Source organism: Streptomyces sp. NBC_00045 (assembly GCF_045041095.1).
GTDB lineage: Bacteria > Actinomycetota > Actinomycetes > Streptomycetales > Streptomycetaceae > Streptomyces.
Map to the genome: position 1 here is coordinate 7807875 of NZ_CP108271.1, position 20645 is coordinate 7828519.

The 20645-nt window shown below is 72.6% G+C and carries 15 protein-coding genes; 6 read left to right on the forward strand and 9 right to left on the reverse strand.

Translation table 11 applies throughout. The features are described from left to right. Positions 1–3: 3 nt before the first annotated feature. The 5 genes from OHA65_RS35990 to OHA65_RS36010 form a co-directional block, all read right to left on the reverse strand. Positions 4–2292, reverse strand: a complete 2289-nt coding sequence (locus tag OHA65_RS35990) for a right-handed parallel beta-helix repeat-containing protein (protein ID WP_405763330.1) — start codon at positions 2290–2292, stop codon at positions 4–6. Between the two features lie 23 nt (positions 2293–2315). Further along, positions 2316–3644 carry a hypothetical protein gene (locus OHA65_RS35995; RefSeq protein WP_405763332.1) on the reverse strand — a complete coding sequence of 443 codons (1329 nt, stop codon included), beginning with the start codon at positions 3642–3644 and terminating at the stop codon, positions 2316–2318. Between the two features lie 119 nt (positions 3645–3763). Continuing rightward, positions 3764–6664: an AAA family ATPase gene (locus OHA65_RS36000; protein ID WP_327280309.1), complete on the reverse strand. Its 2901-nt coding sequence runs from the start codon at positions 6662–6664 to the stop codon at positions 3764–3766. A gap of 190 nt (positions 6665–6854) precedes the next feature. After that, positions 6855–8207 carry a cytochrome P450 gene (locus tag OHA65_RS36005; RefSeq protein WP_327280310.1) on the reverse strand — a complete coding sequence of 451 codons (1353 nt, stop codon included), beginning with the start codon at positions 8205–8207 and terminating at the stop codon, positions 6855–6857. A gap of 14 nt (positions 8208–8221) precedes the next feature. Next, positions 8222–9154: a terpene synthase family protein gene (locus OHA65_RS36010; protein WP_328764737.1), complete on the reverse strand. Its 933-nt coding sequence runs from the start codon at positions 9152–9154 to the stop codon at positions 8222–8224. A gap of 645 nt (positions 9155–9799) precedes the next feature. Here OHA65_RS36010 and OHA65_RS36015 point away from each other — a divergent pair. Continuing rightward, positions 9800–10246, forward strand: coding sequence for a hypothetical protein (locus tag OHA65_RS36015; protein WP_327280312.1), 447 nt, complete (start codon positions 9800–9802; stop codon positions 10244–10246). Between the two features lie 173 nt (positions 10247–10419). Here the strand turns inward: OHA65_RS36015 and OHA65_RS36020 are convergent, their stop codons facing one another. From OHA65_RS36020 to OHA65_RS36030, 3 genes are read right to left on the reverse strand one after another with little or no spacing between them, the layout of a single operon-like run. After that, positions 10420–11922, reverse strand: a complete 1503-nt coding sequence (locus OHA65_RS36020) for a serine/threonine-protein kinase (protein WP_327280313.1) — start codon at positions 11920–11922, stop codon at positions 10420–10422. Between the two features lie 43 nt (positions 11923–11965). Beyond that, positions 11966–12865: an aminoglycoside phosphotransferase family protein gene (locus OHA65_RS36025; protein WP_405758680.1), complete on the reverse strand. Its 900-nt coding sequence runs from the start codon at positions 12863–12865 to the stop codon at positions 11966–11968. A 4-nt stretch (positions 12866–12869) separates the two neighbouring features. Continuing rightward, the gene (locus tag OHA65_RS36030; RefSeq protein ID WP_327280315.1) at positions 12870–13679 is read right to left on the reverse strand and encodes a dienelactone hydrolase family protein; all 810 of its coding nucleotides are present in this window, start codon (positions 13677–13679) and stop codon (positions 12870–12872) included. Positions 13680–13971: 292 nt separating this feature from the next. Here OHA65_RS36030 and OHA65_RS36035 point away from each other — a divergent pair, with 292 nt between their 5' ends. From OHA65_RS36035 to OHA65_RS36045, 3 genes are read left to right on the forward strand one after another with little or no spacing between them, the layout of a single operon-like run. Then, positions 13972–15453, forward strand: a complete 1482-nt coding sequence (locus OHA65_RS36035; protein WP_405758682.1) for a lipase family protein — start codon at positions 13972–13974, stop codon at positions 15451–15453. Between the two features lie 50 nt (positions 15454–15503). Further along, the gene (locus OHA65_RS36040) at positions 15504–16997 is read left to right on the forward strand and encodes a hypothetical protein (protein ID WP_405758684.1); all 1494 of its coding nucleotides are present in this window, start codon (positions 15504–15506) and stop codon (positions 16995–16997) included. A 12-nt stretch (positions 16998–17009) separates the two neighbouring features. Then, a complete protein-coding gene (locus OHA65_RS36045) occupies positions 17010–18143 on the forward strand; it encodes a beta-ketoacyl-ACP synthase 3 (protein WP_405763334.1) in 1134 nt (377 codons plus the stop codon). Between the two features lie 20 nt (positions 18144–18163). Here OHA65_RS36045 and OHA65_RS36050 read toward each other — a convergent pair whose 3' ends face one another. Then, positions 18164–18946 carry a 1-acyl-sn-glycerol-3-phosphate acyltransferase gene (locus OHA65_RS36050; RefSeq protein WP_405758690.1) on the reverse strand — a complete coding sequence of 261 codons (783 nt, stop codon included), beginning with the start codon at positions 18944–18946 and terminating at the stop codon, positions 18164–18166. Between the two features lie 153 nt (positions 18947–19099). On the opposite strand from OHA65_RS36050, the gene OHA65_RS36055 reads away from it, so the two are divergent. Together OHA65_RS36055 and OHA65_RS36060 are read left to right on the forward strand one after the other, a co-directional pair. Next, positions 19100–19351, forward strand: coding sequence for an acyl carrier protein (locus OHA65_RS36055; RefSeq protein ID WP_405758692.1), 252 nt, complete (start codon positions 19100–19102; stop codon positions 19349–19351). Beyond that, positions 19348–20553, forward strand: a complete 1206-nt coding sequence (locus OHA65_RS36060) for a beta-ketoacyl-[acyl-carrier-protein] synthase family protein (protein WP_328764742.1) — start codon at positions 19348–19350, stop codon at positions 20551–20553. The genes OHA65_RS36055 and OHA65_RS36060 overlap by 4 nt, the downstream gene beginning before the upstream one ends. Positions 20554–20645: the final 92 nt, after the last annotated feature.

Consider the following 20645-nt stretch of genomic DNA (forward strand, 5'->3'; position numbering starts at 1 on the left):
CTGCTACCGCTCGCCCGGAACGTCGTCCGCGAGCAGCAGCACGAGCTCCTCGCGCGTCGGCTGCTCATGGCCGGCGAGCCGCGCCGCCTGCCGCTCGACCATGCCCTCGAACAGGGTCCGGGCGTCCCGTCCGTTGGCGGGGTCACCGCGCCGCACCCGCCGCTCGAAGCGTTCCGTGAGCAGCCCCCCGATGTCGGGAGCGAGCTCGTAGTCGAGGGCGCGGGCCTGGAGTTCGACCATGCGCGTCAGCTCGTCGGGCTCGTACGCCACGAACTCGATGGTGCGCGAGAAACGCGACCGCAGACCCGGGTTGGAGTTCAGGAACGTCCGCATCTCCTCGGTGTAGCCCGCCGCGATCACCACGACGTCGTCGCGCTGGTCCTCCATCAGCTTGGTGAGCACGTCGATGGCCTCCTGCCCGAAGTCGGTCCCGGCTCCGAACCGGCGGGACAGGCTGTACGCCTCGTCGATGAACAGCACGCCGCCCCTGGCCCTTTCGAAGACGCGCTGGGTCTTCTGGGTGGTCTGCCCCAGGTACTCGCCGACGAGGTCACCGCGGGCGACCTCGACGAGGTGCCCCTTCTTCAGCGCGCCGAGGGCGGCCAACACCTGCCCGTACAGCCGGGCCACGGTGGTCTTGCCCGTACCGGGCGGCCCCGAGAAGACCAGGTGGTGGGCGAGGGGCGGTGCGGGCAGGCCCGCCTCCGCACGCCACTTGGCCAGCCGGATCAGGTCCACCTGGACGCCGACCTGCGCTTTGGCCGCGTCCAGGCCGATCAGATCGTGCAGCGCGGCGAGCGGACCGGCCTCGGGCCGGCGGACGTCCGCTTCCGTGGCCCCGGTGCGGACGTCGACGAGCTGGACGCGATCGTTGCCGCAGACGGCTTCCCCGCGGAACCCGGTCACCTCGCAGTCCTCGACGCGGCCGATGACCGCCTCCGCGAGCCGGATGCCGTCCTGCTCGCCCCCGCGCAGCACGGCGTGCGTCAGGGTCACCCGGCTGTTGTCGTTGGCGATGACGCCGCAGCCGGCAGAGTCGGTGACGGTGATCCGGTCGGCGTCCACGGCGGCGTTCGACACCACGAGCACACCGGCCTCCCCGGCCGCGGTCACCAAGCAGTCGAACGCCGAAAGGTGCGTGTTCTCCCGGCAGTTGAAGCCGTAGACGCCGGACCTCTCGACGGTGCAGCGCTCCGCCCGCAGCTGGGCCTTGCCCTCCAGGGCGATGCCGGAGCCGGCCATGTCCGCGATGGTCGCGCCGGTGAGCGTGACGGTGACGGCCTCGCCCCGCGCCACCAGCCCGTCGGCGCACTTCGCCAGGCGTACGTCGTTCAGCTCGACCGCCGATTCCTCGCGGACCAGGATCGCGTTCGAGGTGTGATCGTCGATTCGCAGGCCGGTGAAGCGTCCCCGGGCCTTGTCCACGAGCAGCCCGAGCCTCCCGTCCCGGACCCGGCAGTCGTCCAGCACGGGCGCACCGCCGTCCAGCACGCTGATGCCGGTGTCACCGGTGCCCTCCCAGTCGCAGTCGGTGAACCGTCCGCGCCCCTGCTCGCCGACGCTCACCCCGGTGACACGGCAGTTGCGGAACCGGACCCGGCGCACGCCGGGGTCGGCGCCGCGGGCCACGTACATCCCGTGCTTGGAATCGGAGACCGTGGTGTCCTCGACGCTGCCGCGAGCCTGGTCGACGTAGGAGAGGGCCGTCCCTCCGGTGCCGCGCACCTCGCAGCGCGCCATCACGACCTCCGCGTGCTCGCCAGCGATGACGGCATGGCTGCCTGCGCCGTGCAGCCGGCAGTCCTCGATGGTGGCGGTGGAGCCCACCACGTTCACGCCGGAGCCCCGGGGGTCAGCCACCTCGCAGTCGTGGAGCTCGGCGCGGGCTCCCTGGGCCAGCGCGATCGCGTCGGCCTTCGCGGCGAGGAACCGGGTGCGACGGACCGTGGCACGGGCCCCGGTCAGTGTGGTGCGGCCGGCCCGGACCTCGCAGTCCTCGGCCGTCAACTCGGCTCCGTCCAACACCTGTACGGCGTCCTCGGCCCACCCCTCGACCGCGCAGCGGCGCAGCCGCAGGCGGCCGTTCACGCGCAGGGCGGCCGCCGACCGGCCGACGATGCGCAGCCCGGTGAGGGTGACGTTGCCGGAGCAGTCGACGGCGGCCGCCGCGCCCGCCGTCCCCGCGGGCACGTCGATCACCACGGTGTGATCGCCCTGCGCGGCGCACAGTTCGACGGTGCCCGACGGCTGGAGGGCCTCCGGGTAGGTGCCGGGTTCGATGACGACGATCACGTGCCGGCCCCCCGCCTCGGTCCTCAGGGCGGAGGCGATGGTGCGGTGGGCGCCCGGCGCGGTGGGCGAGACGCGCAGGGTGAGCGTCTCTCCGACGGTGGGGGCGCCGGCGCCCGATCCCGTGGCGTACGCGGTCCCGCCGTCCGTGGTGCCACGGCCGTCACCGGGCCGGACCGCGTCCAGGGTGTTGGTGAACTGCTGGGGGAACAGGTCGAGTCCGTGCCATTGCTGCAGCAGGGGGAGTGCAACGGAACGACCTCGACGAGCCGCTGATCGGTCCGTACGGGAAACTTCCGGCGCGGCAGTGGTGCGGGCGCGCTCACACCTGACGCGAGCTGCGCCAGGACCGCGGTGGCCGGGCCCGGGGAACCACCGCGCCGGTCCAGCGCCGGACCGGCCGTCACCGTCTTCAACTCGGCCCAGCGCCAAAGGCGTTGGCCGCCACCCACCGACAGGCGCAGCCCGTCCCCGTCCAGCCGCAACAGGCAGCGGGCGCACAGGCGGCGGATCAGCTCCTGCGTGCCGGCCAATGCGCAGACGACCCCCGCGCCTGCGGTGACGGCGAGAGTGGGGAACCCGACTCCGTGGCCCGCGGCCCCCGCTCCCGACGCGAGCAGGGCGGCCGTGATCAAGAGCGCCCGCACCTTCAGCACGCACAGGGCGGGCCGGGTCAGCAGCCGCCCCGGCACGTTCACCCCGCCGGCCCGGTCGAAGGGCAACCTGCCGGCACCGTGCCAGCGGCCGCCCACGTACGGGACGAAGAGCTGTTCCAGGCGCGACGGCGTCTCGATCGACGGCCGCAGGGCCAACGGCCCGAGATCGAACGCGACGGCCTGCCAGTGCCGGTCCCACTTCGGTGAACCCCGTAGCGCGAGACCCGCCGGGCTGCCCGCACGGGGCCGGACCATGAGTCGCCCCTGGAACGCCGCGGACGCGGACGCGACGCCCGCGGCGGAGGCGCCGGTCGCGGAAGTCCCCTGATCGGCCGGGCGGCCACTCCGCGCGGGCAGCAGGAACACCGCCTCGACGTCCTGCCAGGGGAGCCGCACCCGGCGCCACCCGCGCCGCAGTTCGACCCCGTCGGGTCCCACGACGAGCCCTGCCGGCGCCAAAGCCCGTAAGAGCAGCCGCGCGAGCACCACCGCCCACACCAGCGCGCCTGCACCGAGGACGGCCCGCTGGGCCGGGGCGAGGGCGCCCTGCGCGGCGGCGGCGGCGCAGAGCGCGAGCGCCACACCCACCGCCGCGGCCAGCGCGACCGCCCCGTGCCGGACCTTGGCCGACCCGCCGAGGCGTACGGCCCCGCCCTGCTCTTCGCCCTGTACACCGGGCCCTGCAGACCGCGTCGCCATCACACCCCCGTCGGCACGCCTTCGCATCTGCGTTCACGCTAGTGCAGGAGTGTGCGGCCGACGGCAGCCGTGGTGTTCGCACCGGCCGGATCCGGCCAGTCACCCGTGGGTCCCGGCAGCTAGATCCCCAGGGCTCTGCGCAGCCCGAGCCGGTCGGTGCCCAGCTTGGTGAAGACCGCCGACAGCAACTCGGAAACCGCCTTCGGGTCGCTGTGCATCTTCGCCGCGATCGCCGTGTTGTCGAGACCGAGTGCGGCGTGCCCGGCCGCCGTGTTCTCGGCCACGGTCAACGTGTCCTGTTCGGAGGTGTGCAGACGCCGGGGGCGCAGCCCGGCCGACGCGAGCTGGGCACGCGCGCGGCGTGCGAGGGCGTCGGCACCGCAGGCCGCGGCGGCCTCCATGCCCCGGTACAGCTGCTGCGCCGCCCGGTGCGGATCACCGAGGGTGTGCAGGGCCGTGCCGTGGTCGACGAGCGCGTGGGCGAGTTCGCAGGCGGCCGGTGACTGTTCGAGGTGGTCCACCGCCTGCTGCAGCAGAACGGCCGCCTGCCCCGGGTCCGAGGCCGCCGCGGACACCCGCAGGGCGTGCCCGATCACACTGGACGTGCCGAACGCCCGGGCCCGCGCGACCGCTTCGGCCGCCGTGGCACGGGCCTGCTCGGGTTCGCGGACGACCTGCGCGAGCGCCAGGTCGAGCTGCCAGGGGCTCCAGGACGGGTTGCGGGTGCCCCGCAGGTCCAGGCGCTTGCCCGCCGCGGTGAGGTGCCGAACCGCCTCGTCGACGCGGCCCTGGGCCAGCAGGAGCTTGCCCCACACGGCCTGCGGGTCCGGGTAGACGACCGCCTTCGGGAAGCCCTCGCCCAGCTTGTACACGTCCGCGACCTGCTGCGCCTCCTCGGTGTTCCCACGGGCGAGCAGCGTCTCGATGAGCGTGCCGATCGCGTACCACTGAGCCGGGATCCCGTGCCCGACGCGGTCGGCGATCTGTAGCCCGTTGCGTACGAAGTCCTCGGCCTCGGCGAGCCGCCCGCGCCGGTAGCGGACGTACCCGAGCAGCGTGTACACGAACGACAGGTGCGCGCCGCGCCAGCCCTTCGCCTCGAACTCGACGATCCCGGCGTTGAACAGGTCCTCGGCACGGCCGGGCTGGTCGCAGTACATCAGCGTGACCGCGACGACGGCCGGCACCTCGAACCCGAAGTCCTGGTCGGTCCAGCTCATGCCGCCGTCCAGCGCCTGCTCCGTGTACTCCAGGGCCGTGGTGGCGGGTTCGCCGCGCATCGCGGCGTCCCAGGCCCGAAGGCCCAGGATGTGCCGCTCGGCCAGACCGCGGCCGGTGATCCGCTTGGCGAACTGGGCGAGGAGGCGGGAACGGGCGGGCGAGTTCTCCTCGTCGACGCGGACGGAGTTCCACTTGAACTGTTCGGCCTGCATGCGCAGCCGGGTACGGGAGCTCGTGGCGCTCTTGGCCTCCTCCTGGAGCAGCGCGGCGGCCTCGGCCAGCTGACCCGTGTGCGCGAGGGCCTGCGCGAGCCGGTAGGTGATCGCCTCCCGCAGCCCCTGCTCGGCCTTGGGCTCCTCCAGCGCGGCCCTGAGCTGGTTGATGGTGGTCGCGGGATCGTGCAGGAGGTTGGCGGAGCCGAGTTCGAACAGCACCTCGGCCCGGTCCTCCGCGTCCGGGGGTTCGCGCAGCGCCCGGGCCAGGTAGCGGCGTGCGGCGTCGGGCGCTCCCGCGGAGAAGCTGTCGCGTGCGGCCTGGCGCAACTGCTGCACGACCCACGCGTCGCCGTCCGGGTGCATCTCCAACAGGTGACGGGCCGCGGCGGCGGCGCCCTGTCCGTTGTCGACGAGGGCCTGTGCCGCCATTCCGTGCATCGCGACGCGCACGCCGGGCGGAATCGACCGGTAGACGGCGGTGGCGATGAGCGGATGGAAGAACTCCACCACTTCTTTGCGCTGCAGGCTGGTGAGGACGGTCAGGATGCGGGCCGTGCGCAGTTGGCCGATGGCGTCGGTGACCTGTGCCTCGCCGAGCGCCGCCACACTGCCGACGATGCTGGTCGGCACGGCGGTGCCCAGCACGGCGGCGGCCCAGGCGAGCCGGACGGTGGACGGCCCGAGCTGTTCGAGACGGTCGATCAGGCCGCTGCCCTTGACGGCGGAGGCCAGATCGCGCAGCTCGGGGATGCTGTCCTGGTGGGGTTTGAGCTTGCGGTCGCGGCCCTTCATGGCCAGCTCGACGACCTCGAAGGGGTTTCCGCCGGTGATCGCCCAGCACTCGCGGCAGAACACGTCGTCGGCGCTCTGGCCGAGGGCGTCGCGCACAATGCGGGCCACCGCGGTCGTGGTGAGGGGAGACAGCTCGTGCGGACGCGTCCCCTGGCGCCCCATCAACGCGCGCAGCGCGCCGGCGCCGGCTGGGATCTCGTCCGGCCGACAGGCCACCATGATCAGCATGGCGAGTTCCTCGGCCCGTGCCGCGAACGCGGTCAGCCAGGCCAGGGACTCGGCGTCCGCCCAGTGGGCGTCGTCGAGGATCAGGACGACCGGGGCGCTGCGCACCGTCAGGTGGGTGACGACCCAGTCGAGGCCGTCGCGCACGCCCTGTGGGTCGGGTGCCGTCGGGCCTTCCGGGGCCGCGGTCAGTCCGAGTGCCGGGGCGACGATGCTGTACCAGGTGCCGAGGACGTCCCGGCGTTCCTCTTCGGCCATGGCGGCGAAGGCCGGCTGGATGAGCTGCCGCATCACGTGGAACGGCACCTGCCGCTCCTGCTCGCCGCCGCGGGCGAACAGTACGGTGCACGACTGCTCGGCGGCGTGTCTGCGGGCCTCGGCGAGTAGCGTCGTCTTGCCGATGCCAGCCGATCCCGCGAAGGTCAGTACACCCCCGCGGCGTGCGGTGGGACCGCTGTCCGTGGTGCCACAGAGATCGTCCACCGCGCGGTGGATCGCGAGAATCTCGGACTCCCTTTCGAGGAGGGGCTGGGACGCCCACCCTCGCGGTTCCGTGACATGTGACATTCCTGCCCCCTCCTGCGCGTGCGGCCGAGTGTACGACCCGGGGGAAGAGAAATTGCTGCTTAAGCACATTATTGCGGGATCACATCACTCGTCCGTGGATACCGCTGTATCCTCCGCTGACGCCGCGAGCGGTGTGACGTCCGAAGATCGATCAACTCGTCGTCGGACGAGCCGATTCGACCGGCTTCCGTCAATGGCGTGAAATGGGGATCATCGGGAGTTCGCTGGGCTGCGGGATGCCCGCCGGGAGTTCGCGGACGGTCACGCCCGGCGCGGGTACCAGCTTCCACCGGGACGCCACGGTCGCCACCGCGGTCAGGATCTCCCACATGGCGAACGAGTCGCCGATGCACTTGTGCTGGCCGGCCCCGAACGGGATGAACCGGTGGGCCCGGCGCTGCTCCTCCCCGTCCTCCTGCCAGCGGTCCGGATCGAAGGTCGTGGGATCACGGAACAGTGCGGGGTCCCGGTGCAAGGCGTAGGGGCTGTAGGCCAGTTCTGCCCCGGCCGGGACGGACACGCCGCCCAGGGTGAGGGGTGCGAGGGCCCGCCTGGTGAAGAGCAGGGGGGAATGCAGGCGCAGCGCCTCCTGGAACACGTTGTTCGTGTAGGTCAGCCGTGGGAGGTCCTCGGGGCGGACGGGCCCCGCGCCCACCACCGCGTCTACCTCTTCGTGGAGGCGCTTCTCCACCTCGGGGTGCTGGCCTATCTCGTGGAAGATCCAGGCCAAGGTGGTGGCCGAGGTCTCCGTCCCGGCGAACAGGATCGCGATGATCTCGTCCCGGACCTGCTCGGCGCTCATCCCCGCACCCGTGTCGGGGTCCACGCCGGACAGGAGCAGGGAGAGCAGGTCGTGCCGGTCTTCCTGCTCTTCGCCGTACTGCGCGATCACCTGGTCGATGACCCGGCGCAGGCGGGCGGCCGCCGCGTCGAACTTCCGGTTCGGCGGGATGGGCAGCAGGTCCAGGGACTTGGGCATCACCGCCCGTAGCAGCATGCCTTCCAAGACGATGGGCAAGGAGCGGTGCACCTCCGCGATCGCCTGCCCGCTCAGGCCCCCCGAGAAGGTCATCTCCGCCACCGAGGACAGGGCGTACCGCCGTGTCTCCGTGAGCATCGAGACCTCCTCGCCCGCCGTCCACGAGGCGCACATCGCCTCCGCCGCCCGACCCATCACCTCGGCGTACTCGGTGATGTGGTTGCGGTGGAAGGCAGGCTGCACCATCCGGCGCTGCTTGCGGTGGAAGTCCCCGTCGGTCGTGACGATGCCGTTGCCGAACATCGGGCGCAGCCGCTCGAAGATCCTGCCGCGCCCGAACTGTTGTGCCTGCTGGACCAGGACCGCGTGGACGTGGTCGGGGCTCGTGAGTACGTGGACGGGCCAGGTGCCGATGTCCAGGCGCACGATGTCGCCGTGCTCGCGCAGCGATTCGAGGAACGCGATCGGCCGCCGCCACAGGGGGAGGGCGTGGCCCAGGAGCGGTAACCGCCCCGGGGCCGCGGGGGCGTGGACCGCAGGGCCGGCTTGTTCCGTACGGGCCATGGATCCACTCCCTCTCATGCCACCGAGACCAGGTCCGGGCGGGTGTACGCGGACTCCAGCCCGGCTGCGAAACGTTCGTCGCTGTACCGTGTGCACTCGTAACGCTGCCACAGATCGGCGCCGATCATCCAGTCTTCGTAACTCCGCACGCAGCGGGCGATCGCGGCCCGCAGATCGGCGTCCATCTCCCCCTGGGAATCGATGACTTGAAACAGTCGTCGTTCCGCGGCCACGTAGTCCTCTATGCGGACCTGAATGCGGTCCTCGACCGACCGGAGGGCCTCCGGAAGCGAACATCCGTCCCAGGAGGCGATGAGGGACACGAGGTTGTTGTTGTCACCGCAGGCGTGCTCCTTCGGCAGGGAGAACACGTCGTTGCCCCACGAGATGATGTCCACGGCGCTCTCGACGACTGCCTGGAATGCCGGATGGTCGTGGACGGACTGCGGCAGGTCGATTCCCAGTCCGGCCTCCACCATGTCCATCATCGGGTGCAGTTGGGAACTGTGTCGTCGCATAAGGACGTAGTCGTGTACCGAAGGGCGCCTGCTGGCACCGCGATTGTCGGCCTCCTGGTCCAAGGAGTGCAGCATCAGGGGCACATGGGTTCGATACCGGGCCGCCGTCCCCGCGGACATCCCGCCGATGATCCGGTCGCACAGGTCGACGAATCCGTTCACCAGCGGATTCCGCTGGGCTGACGCCCTGTTGGTCCTGCCGGTTTCCAGATACTCGGTGATGGCATCGGTGACGGGACGCCAGGCCGCAAGTTCACCCGTCCTGATGAGGTGGTCGTGCTGGTCGTCCAGGACGAACGACCAGGCCATCCACTCGGCGAGCAGGACGATGGTGTCGTACGGCACCTCGCCGCTCACCCGGCCCGCGAGGTGGCCGCACCCGATCGCCGTGAACTGCTCGGCGGCGTCGGTGACGAGTTCGTGACGCAACGCCCAAGACGTGGCCTCGGAGTTGGCCCGTGCGGCCAGTGGATGCTTGGAGTTCCCGAACGGAAGGTGGAAATCAGGAACGGGGAAAGGGTCGAGCCGGGCCATTGATCCCCCCATGGAAGAGTCGGATTCGTCAATACCCGCTCAATGTACGATCGTCATGGCACGTGCAATTTCGGAGCGACCCTCCGCTGTCGCTGTCGCTGTCGCTGTCGCTGCCGTCACGGCCGGACACTCCGCGCCTGCCGGAATGAACCGGTCGGTAACCGAACAGGACCCATCCACACACGACTACATCAGGCCACCCGTGAAGTAATTAACCCTCAGGGTGCAGCGCACTGTCAATGTAGGAAGTGAGGAGATGCTGCATTCACGCTGCTAATACGCGCCGAATACCCTGAGGGGATGTGCGTTTGGCATAATCCCGCACTTCGCGGGGAGCAGGACCCGGCCCGACGCCCGTCATGGGCGTCTTCCGGCCACTGATGGGGCCGCTGGAACGAGTGACTCCCAACTCGGATGCCTGTGCGGCCTGTTGAGTACGGGGCTGCGGCGCTGTCGGCAGGTGGCCGAAGAGCGCCGTGGTGGTACCCGACACTCCCTACACTGCGGGGGACGCGGCCGTCCGGGGAAGGGCTGGGGAACATGATCGACCACCATGCGGCAGACCCGGACGACGGCCAGGAGGCCGATGTACTGGGTCCCTACCTTGAGGTCCTGCGCGCGCGCCTGAGCGGGGAGCGGTTCGAAGTGCTCATCCGGGCCGTCCAGACCACCTGTGCCCTGCTGGCCGACGGCCGGGAGGCCGTCCTCGAAGTGCCGGGAGACGCCGCTCTCGCCCCCGACCTGCAACGCGAGTACCTGTCCCTCATGGCGGTGATGATCACGGGCCACCTCGATCACCGCGTGGTCGAACTGGCCGCCCCCGACGGCGGCACGGGCTGGGCGGTCGTGGACAACACCCGCCCCCGCCAGGAGCCCGCGCCGGCGGCGGCCCCGTCCCCGTGTGACGAGGCAGAGCGGGCGTGGATCGCCAAGGAGCTCGACGGCATCGTCCGCGCCACCGAGGACACGGGGAGGACGGGCGGCTGACGCGTCTTCGGAAGCGTGCAACGGTCATGGATTCCGATGGAGTTCAGATGCCGAGCGGCAAACCGAAGTGTTCGCACGCACGCCGGCGCCTCGGTCGCGGGAAGGAGCGGATCGCCGGCGGATGGTGGCGCGGCCGGTTGCGAACCGGCCACCCCTCGCCCGATCCGACCGGCTCAGCCGCCCGAGGCGGAGCCCACCGCGTTGCGCCAGACCGTCACGTCCACCGTCATGTACGTGCTGGGCGACTCCTCGGCGGAGAACCCCTGGACGGTCAGCAGGCCCAAGTGGCCGCTGCCGGTGGTGATGCAGACCTGCCGGCCCTTCGCCAGCTTGTTGACGTACACCGTCTCGGTGAACCGGGTCTCCGCGCGGCAGGCTGCCAGGGACCCTTCCTGACCCGGGTCGAGCAGTACGAGGTTGCCTCCCTGGGATTCCGCGTCGAGGTATCCGCCGGTGTCGTAGGAGAGTTCGTACCCGCCGTCCTCGCCCTTCTGCGGGCGGACGTCGTCGTCCCCGAGGGTCAGGTGGTAGCCGGCCGTCAGGTTGATGGCCTTGAAGTCCGCCGGCTTCGGCTCGGACTTCGCGGCGCCGCCCGGCTTGGCGCTGCTCGACGTCCGGCCGCCGCCGCTCTTGTCGTTGGCCTGAGGTGAGTCGGCGCCCTGCTCCTGCCCGTTCTTGCCCTTGAGCACGACGTACGCCGTGCCCGCGCCCGCGACCGCGAAGACCAGCGCGGCGACGAGGGCGACGGGCGCGCCCCGCTTGCGCGCCGGCTGGGGCTGGGGCTGGAAGCCGGGGTGCACCGGATGCCCGGGGTACGTCTGTCCGTGCGCCGGCAGCGGGGCCGGCGCGTATGCGGGGACCGGCGTAGGGTACGGGTGCGGAGACGGGTGCGCCGCGGCCGGACCGTATCCGGGCGGCGCAGTGGCGGGGGCGGCGGCCGGTGAGGTCGGGGAGGCCGGCGGGTACCCGGGCGGCGCGGCCGGGGCCGCGGGCGCGGTCGGCGCGTAGCCGTCCGGCGGGGCGGAAGCCGCGGAGGCGGGCGCGGTCGGGGCGTACCCGACCGACGGGGCCGTGGCCGGCGGCGGCGGGGTCTGCACCGGTGCCGGGGCCGCGATCCGGGACGTGATGTCGGCGGAGACCGGAGCGGGCAGCCAGTCCTCGGGCCGCCGCAGCACCGTTTCGGCGTTCGCGGACTGGCAGAGCGAGATGACCTCGGCGACCGACGGCCTGGCGTCGGGGTCCTTCGCGAGGCAGCGCGTGACCAGCTCCGTCAGCCGCTCCGGAACCGCGCTGAGGTCGGGCTGCTCGTGGACGATGCGGTACAGCACCCCGTGTCCGGTCCCCTCGCCGAACGCCGGGGTGCCCGTGGCCGCGTACGCCGCGACCTGGCCCAGCGCGAAGACGTCGGTCGCGGCGGTCACCCGGTTCCCGGCGGCCTGCTCCGGAGCCATGAACGAGGGAGTGCCGACGGCGACACCGCTCCCGGTGAGGGAGGTGGCGTCGGCGGCGTACGCGATGCCGAAGTCGATGACGCGGGGGCCGTCGGCGGCCAGCAGCACGTTGGACGGCTTCAGGTCGCGGTGGACGATGCCCGCGCCGTGGATGACCTGGAGGGCCTCGGCCATGCCCGCGATCAGAGCCGTCCGCCCGCCCACGCCGAAGTCACGACCGGTCATGGGGCAAGTGCTACCGCTGGGGCAACCCGTCCGGAACGGATTTCTAGGCGAAAGACGGTCCCGTGATCCGGGCGAGGGCCGCCGTGCCCGCGCGTCCCCACGTCGGCTGGCCACCGGGAAGACCGCGTTCCCAGGCCAGGCCGATGCCGATGAGGGAAACGGCGCGCAGGACCGCCCACCCCCGGGCGCGCCGCACCATTGCCTCGTCCGCGTCCGCATAGGCGTCGAGGAACCGCGCGGCCGCGTCACCGGGGAGGAGCACCCACGCGGCCGCGAGGTCCGTCGCCGGGTCTCCGGCGCACAACTCCCCGAAATCGATCACGCCGGACAGGCTCCCGTCCGATACGACGACGTTCGCGGGGTGAAGGTCCCCGTGGATCCATACCGGTGCGCCCCGCCATTGCGGAGCCGCCACCGCCTCGTCCCAGACGGCCCGGACGCCGTCGCCGAGGCTGCCGGAGACCTCCGCCGCTGCGAACTTCTCGTCGAATTCGGGCGCGAGCGCTCCGAGAGCGACCCCGCGGTTCCCGCTGACGGGTGCGTCGGCGGGCGCGTTGCGGTGGAGGGCCCTCAGGAACAGTGCCAGCGCGTCGGCCGCCTCGTGCCCGTGTCCGATCCCTGCCCGGTCGGCCGGCTCGCCCGGAACCCACATCGCCACGGACCACGGCCGGGGGAAGCGTCTCGACGGAGCCCCCGTGCGCACGGGGACCGGCACCGGAAGCGGAAGTCCTGGGGCGAGGAGGGGCAACCAGCGCTGCTCCTTGCGCAGGAGCTCGGGAGCGCGCGGCGTGAGCGGCAGTCGTACGGCCAACTCATCGCCGAGACGCCACAGTTCGTTGTCCCAGCCACCCGGCACCCGATGCAGGCTCAACTCGGCCAGCTCCGGGTGCTGCTCTCGTAGCAGCGCACGCACCAAAGGCTCGTCGACGGTGGGGCGTTGCATCGGGTCAGCCTCGCAGTCGTTCGTGCAGGAACGCGGTGACGTCCGCGCGCGCCTTCAACGCGGGGTGTTCTTCCGGGGTTTCGCGGACCTCCAGGGTCAGCACCGCGTGGGCCAGGCGGCCGAATCCGTCGCCGTTGCCCGGGGAGGAGTCGAGCCGGATGACTTTGAAGGCGTCCCCGAGGCGGGAACGCAGGGTGGTGAACCGCTCCTCCGGGGCCATCCAGTCCTCGCTGAACCGGAGCCCCATCACGCAGAGGCCGTTGTTCCGGGTGCGGTCGACGACGCGCCGGAGCTCGTCCTCGGAGACGCCCGCGTCCGCGCGCCGGGCGGCGGTCAAGGCGATCGGGGCCGAGGGCTGGCTCATCACCGGGGCCAGAACGACGTCGTCCACCGCGGCGGCCAGGGCGAATCCGCCGGTGAAACAGAGCCCGATGACACCGACCCCCGCGGCGGGAGTCCGGGCGGCCAGGTCACGGGCGAGGGCCCGCAGGTAGTCGGCGACGGGCCGGCGGGCGTTCGTGGCGAAGGCGCGGAATTCCGCCGAGACGCACACGCGGGCGAAGACGCCCGCGGTCCGGGCCAAGGAGACCGGCTTGCCCGGCGTGCCGAACAGCGACGGCATCACGACGGTGAACCCCTCGTCCACCAGGTGCTCGGCGAGGCCGATCACCTCGGGCGTGATGCCGGGCAGCTCCGGCAGGAGCACCACGCCGGGTCCCTCGCCCTTCTCGAAGCAGTCGTACGAGAGGCCCTCGGCGGCGAAGGGAGCCCGGCGCCAGCCGGCGAGGGTGGAGGTCGGTGCGGTGCCTGTCATCGGTCCTGCTTTCGCTCGGCGTCGGCAGCCGACTGTACGCCGCGTTCATGCCAAGGAAGTGGCCGGACCCGCGGTGCGTCAACGACGAGGAGGTCCGCTCACCCTGCCGGGGCGGACCCACCCCGCCGGGTGAACGGGGCGGGCACGGGACAGGGGGCCGGGCCGGGTTCCCCGCGAGCACGACCGGCGGGAAGGGCCCGGCGGCGCGGAAAGGATCACATTCGGTGCCACCATTCCACCGCACACGGCGGGCAAGGCTGCGAAGCCGTTCACAGGGATGAGAGGTACGGAAGTGGCGCCTCAGGTGGTCGACGAAACGGCTCAGCGTCTCCCCGCGCGGAGGGGCCCCGGTGCCGACGGCGCCGCAGACCCCGCCCCCCCTCCCGCCCCTGCTCCTGCTCCTGCTCCTGCCTCCGCCTCCGATCCGGAGCGGATCGACGCCGAACTCCTCATCGCGGCCTCGGTGCTGCTCGCGGAAGCGGCCCTCACGGCAAAGCGGTCCGGTGCGGAGCTGACGGGGGCGCTGTTCAGCTGGCGGTTCGGACTGCAGGCGCTGAGGCGCCCCGGCTGGGCGTTCGGTACGGCCCTCTCCTGCGCCCAGGCGCTGACCGGCTCCGCCGGCCTTGGGTTCGGGGCGAACGGCGGCCTGATCGGCGAACTCGTCCGGATGGCCGGGAGCATGACGTACCGGCGCCCCGCCAAGGTGGCCATGGCCGTCGACGCCTTCGCCCTGCGCATCAAGGCTGCCGCGGCCGATCACCCCAACCTCGACGCGCCGGCCGCCCGCCGCCTCACCGACGCCATGGTCGCCGGGAACCGGCTGGAGGCGCTGAGGGCGGTGCACGGGCTGATCGAACTGCTCGGCGTGACCCGCGCGCTGACCACGGTGAGCCCCGTGATCATGGAGCTGCTGGCCCTGCTCGGGATGCTCGACGAGAACCCGGTCAACGACGACTTCTCGTGGGTGACCCTCGCCGGGGGCGTGCCGACCACCGACCCGGTCTTCGGGCTGCCGAGCTCCGTCCTGGCGTTCCTCAACCCCGGGCCAGGCCGCGCCGAGCGCGCCGACCCGGACCCGATCCTCGCGAAGGTGCTCGCCTCTTCCCGCAACGACATCGTCAGCTACGTCAACGACATCGGGGCGCTCGGCAACCACGGCCTGGTGCTGCTGCGCCGCGTCGCGTGCGCCGACGGCGCCGTACGGTACGTCCTCCTGCTGCCCGGCACGAGCTTCGGGCTGCTCAGCAACAGCACCCCACAGGACCTGGTCGGCGCGTTCGACGGACTGCTGCGCACCGACACGACGTACACGCGGGCCGCGAAGAAGCTGCTGCGGCGGGCGGGGGTGCCCGCCGGCTCCGAGCTCATGATCATCGGGCACAGCCTGGGCGGGATGACCGCGATGAACCTCGCGAGCGACGTGGAGGTGTCCTCCACCTACCGGGTCACGCACGTGGTCGCGATCGGCTCCCCTATCGACGGCAAGCGGCCCGCCGACCACACCACACAGGTGGTCAGCCTCGTCAACGAGCACGACGTGATCCCGGGACTGGACGGCCGCGGCCCGGCCGCGCCCCATGACATCCCGGCGAGCTGGGTGGAACTGGCCTGGCTGGACGAGTCGTACGACTACCCGCTGTCGCACGCCCCGCAGGCGTACTCCGACGCGCTGCGCGGCGAGCTCGCGCACTACCGGGAGCGGGTCAACGAACTCATCAGCGCCTACGACGGCGAAGTCATCGGAAACCAGCCGTACATGCTGCGCGACAAGTGACCACCCGGGACCACCAGGGACCGCGAGGAACCACCAAGGGAGACCGACCGATGACCACTGCCGACAACCCGGCCACCGCGGTGCGACGCCCCGCGACGGCCTGGCCCCTGGAGAACGCCCTGTTCAGCGCGGCGATGGTCGCCCAGCGCCTGCCGTGGGTGGACGGCCCGGCCCGCGCCCTCGGCCTGGACGTGTTCACCCGGGACGGGGTGACGCGCCGGCTGCTGGCGTTCCTGCGGCGCACCCGCTCCGGCCGGCCGGTGCGACTGAGCACCCCGTTCGGGTCGTTCCTGCTGCCGCTGGCCGCCTCCGACGCCGCGGGCCTGCTGGCCCGGGCCGACGAGGCGGGGGCGCTCGCGCCGGCGATCGGCCTCACGGCCGGCGGGCAGCGGTACGGGCTGTCGCCGCACGTGCCGCTGCCCCGTGACGCGGCCGTACCCGCCGCGCACCTGGGCGTCCTGTCGGCGGAGGACGTCGAGCGGGTGATCGCGGCCCGGCGCGGGGACGGCACGCTGGAGTGGCACGAGTTGCACCGCGGCGTGCAACGACTGGGCCGGCGCGTGGTGGTGGGCGCCGCGGCCGTCGAGGACACGCTGCTCAGCGAGGTGCTCGCGGCGGCCACGCAGGCCGCGGGCCGCAGGTCGTACGACGGCCGCGCCGAGGCCCTGGGGCGCCGGCTGGCACCGTACCTCGCGGACCCGGACCCCGCCTCCCTCACGGGCCGGCTCATGGCCGAGGGACCCGGGAGCGAGGGACCCGACCCGGAAACCGCCCTGCCGGCCGTCGCGCACGCGCTCGCGCTGGTGTCCGAGGCCGCCGGGACCGTGCTCCAGGCGCTGGCCCTGCTCGCCGTGGGCGCGGCCGCGTCGCCGGAGGCGGCCGTCGGCGAGGCGCTCCGCCGGTGGCCGCCGGTGGCCGCGGCCGTGTACCCCGTGAGGACGGACTTCACCTGGCAGGACCTGGCCGTCGAGGCCGGCACCGAGATCCTGCGGGTGCCCGGCTGGCTGCGCGCGCTGGACGGCGAGGGCCACCCGGAACCGGGGCCTACGGGCCCCTCGGTGACGGCGGGGACCTCGGGGATGCCGCCGCTGTGCGGGGCCCCGACCGGCTGCGCGGCGTCGCGGTTCGCGGCGCTCGTCGCGGAGCACGTCGTACGGGCCGTCACCGAGGCGGCCCGCCCGGTGGTGATCTCCCCGCAGCTCACCGCGGACCGGCTGCCGGACTCGCTCGATCCGCGGACGCTGGTCGTGGCGCTGGAGGACCTCGCCGCCCGGCCCGGTGACGGCCGGGTGACGGTCTCCCGGCCGAACGCGGTGCCGGTCTCGGCCTTCGGCCACGCTCCGGCGGCGTACGGGGCGCTCGCGCACGCCAGCGCCGACCGGCTGGAGCGGCACGCCCAGAGCCTCGCGGTCTGCGCCGCGGACAGCGGCTGGAACGCCGACGAGGAGGGGGAGCGGTTCCGCATGATCCTGCTGGGCCACGCCGAGCGGTGCGCCACGGCAGCCGACGGCGTACGACAGGCAGCGAAGCGGCTGACGGACTGAGGAGTTGGCTCCATGGAAACCTCGGCATCCCTCCTGGCGTCCGCGGCCGGACCGGTACCCGCGGCCGGACCGGTACCCGCGGCCGGACCGGTACCCGCGCCCGGACCGGTACCCGCACCCGCATCGGGGTCCGGCCGCGCCGCGGTCCTCGCCGGGCTCGGCGCGTACGTGCCCCCGCGCGTCCTCACCAACGCCGAGCTGTGTGGGCAGCGGCCCATCGGCGACGAGTGGATCCGCGAGCGCACCGGTGTGGCGAGCCGGCGCATCGCGGACGGGGAGGCCACCGTCGACCTGGCGGTGCGGGCCGGACGGCACGCGCTCACGGCGGCCGGGGTGTCCGCGGTCGACGCGGTCGTCCTGACCACCATCTCCCCGGACCGGCTCCTTCCGGCCGGGGCTCCGGAGGTCGCGGCGCGGCTCGGGCTGGGCACGGTACCGGCGTTCGACCTGGCGTCGGGCTGCAGCGGGTTCCTGTACGGCCTGGGCGTGGCGTCCTCGATGATCACCGCCGGGGCCTTCGACCGCGTCCTGCTGGTCGCCTCGGACGTGTTCAGCGCGTTCCTGGACCCCGGGGACTGGCTCATGTCGGCCATCTTCGGCGACGGCGCGGGAGCGGCGGTGCTGTGTGCCGGCGGAGCCGGCGCACCCGGCGCGTTCGGGCCGTTCGACCTGGGCAGTGACGGCGCGCAGGCCGATCTGCTGGAGATCCCCGGCGGCGGGGCGCGGGCGAGGAAGCGGATCCTGGCGGGGCCGGGCGCGACGTTCTCGCCGTACTTCCGGATGGACGGGCCCGCCGTGCGCAAACAGGCCGTCGTCGGGATGTGCGACTCGGTGACGCGGGCCCTTGAGCGGGCCGGGTGGCGGCTGGGTGACCTGGACCTGCTGGTGGCTCATCAGGCCAACCAGCGGATCCTGGACGGGCTCGCCGCCGAGCTGGGCCTGGCTCCCGGGCAGGTGCTGTCGCACATCGAGACGTACGGGAACGCGGCGGCGGCCTCGGTGCCCGTACTGCTGGCCCAGGCGGCCGCCGCCGGAACGCTGTCGCCGGGACTGCGGGTCGCGTTGACCGCGTACGGCGCCGGGCTGGCCTGGGGATCGACCACCCTGGTCTGGCCCGGGGTCCGGGCGGTGGCCGAGGACGGGTGAGCCGGCCCCGGGACCCCGGGCTACCAGAACGGCGTTTCCCGCCTGCGCCGTTCCCGGTCGACCAAGGCCTGTACGGCGGCCCGGGACTCCGCGCACAGCAGGCGGGCCGCGGCGGAGCGGGCGGCGTAGGACTCGGGCCGGCGCGGCGCGGGGATCGGCTCCCCGATGGTGACGAGCCACTTCGAGGGCAGCGGGAAGACCGGGGTGATGGGGAAGTAGGGGAGGTCGAAGAGGCGTGCCAGGGCCGGGATCTCGCCGATCCGGGGGCACGCCTCCTCGGCGCCGATGACGGACACCGGCACCACGGGGGCGCCCGCCCGAACGGCCGTGACCGCGAAACCGGGACTGAACGGCCGCAGTTGATAGCGCTTGCGAAAGGGCTTTTCCAAGCCGGCGAGTCCTTCGGGAAACACTCCGACGAGTTCACCGGCGATCAGGTGTTCCATTCCCAGTGTCGGATCGAGGGGAATGGCGCCTTTCCTGCGGGCATACGAACCGATGACCGGCACGCGGAATACCAACGGTGCAGCGGGGACGTGCAGGGGCCGCCTGAGGCTGCGGGCGAACACCTTCTGGAGGACGAAGGCGTCGAGCCCCCAGGCGCCCGAATGGTTGGCGATGACGACCGCGGGTCCTTCGAGCGGGAGGTTCTCCACTCCCGCCACCTCGACCCGGAAATAGTCATCGACGAGCCAGTCGAGGAAGCGGTCCCAGGCGCTCTCCCCGGCCTCGCCGAGCAGCCGCTTCACGTACCTGAGCTCGGCGCCGGCCACCTCGATCACATCGGCCATGCTTTCCGACACGAACGATCCCCACTCTCGCGTTTCGGGTCATCAACGACCGCAATAATGGCGGGTTTTGCGTAAATACCCTGCCGTGGTACCTATTTGAGCACGAGAACCCACTTCCCCCGCCACCCTGCTGCAATGGCAGCGATACCGCAAATGAGAGCTTCCGTGACTACTTCCGCGCCGGAATCCGTCTTCGACGTGATCAGTGAACTGCTCGTCGAGAGGTTCGAAGTCCCCCGTGGCGAGGTGCGGCCGAGCGCGCCCATGCGCAACCTGCTGACCGATTCGCTCATGATCGTCGAGATGGCCATCGCCGTTCACGAGACGCTGGGCATCAAGGTCGAGGAGGAGGAGCTCCGCGCCGCCACCCTCGCGGAGTTCGCGGCATCGGTCGACGCACGGCGGACGGACCGTTGACCCGGCGCCCCGAAGCCGTCGTGACCGGGCTCGGCCTGGTCACGGCGGCCGGGTGCGACCGGGACACCACGTGGTCGGCCGTCCGTGCCGGCCGCTCCACCGCCGCGCCCGACCCGCTGCTGGACGGTCTGCCCGTCTCCCTCAGCTGCCGCGTACCGGAGCTGGACCACCCGGTCCTGCACCGGCGGGGTTCGGCCCGCCTGGACCCGGTCGACCGCCTCGGACTCGTGGCCGCCGCGCAGGCGCTCGACCACGCCGGGCTCGATCCGCAGGACTGGGACGGCAGCCGGGTCGCCGTCGTCACCGGCGGCGGCTTCGGCGGCGTCCTGACCCAGGACAAGGCGCTGGCCCGGCTCGGCGAGCAGGGCCCGGAGTTCGTCTCCCCGTACTTCCTCCCCGGCTATCTGATCAACATGACGTGCGCCAACATCGCGCTGCGCTTCGGGGTGACCGGTCCCGCCCTGGCCACGTCCACGGCCTGCGCCTCGGGCACCACTGCCCTCGGCCTCGCCCGGGACCTGCTGGCGACCGGACGCAGCGACATCGCCCTCGTCTGCGGCGCCGAGGCGGCCGTGACCCGGCTGGTGGTGACCGGCTTCTCCCAGCTGGGTGTCCTGTCGGGCACAGGATCGCGTCCCTTCGACGCCACCCGGGACGGGTTCGTCATCGCGGAGGGCGCCGGCGCCTTGGTCCTGGAGCGCCCCGAGCACGCCGCCGCCCGGGCGGCCCGGCCCCTCGCGCGCCTCATCGGCTACGCCGCCTCGACGGACGCGCACCACCTCGTGGCACCGCACCCCGACGGCCGCGGCGCCGAGCAGGCCGTCCGCGCCGCCCTCGCGGACGCAGGTGCCGGCCCCGGGGACGTCGGCCACGTCAATGCGCACGGCACCTCGACCCGGCTGAACGACAGCATCGAGGCCGCGGTCCTGCGCCGCGTCTTCCCCGGCCGGCCGCCCGTCACCTCGGCCAAAGGCGCACTCGGGCACACCCTCGGGGCCTCGGGCGTCATCGAGGCCGCCCTGACCGTCCTCGCCCTGGCCGAGGACATCGTTCCGCCCACGGCCGGGCTGGGCGAGACCGACGCCGGGACGGACATCGACGTCGTCACGGGTACGTCCAGGAGGCACGCCTCGCAGGTCGCCGTCAGCAACTCCTTCGGATTCGGCGGCCACAACGCCGTGGCCGTGCTCGCACGCCCCTGACCGCGCCGGGAAGCGGTCCCGGGCCGCCAGGGCGACCATGGATGGTGTGGAAGAAGCGCAGCTGAAGGCCTCCTTTGCCGGGCGGCCGCACG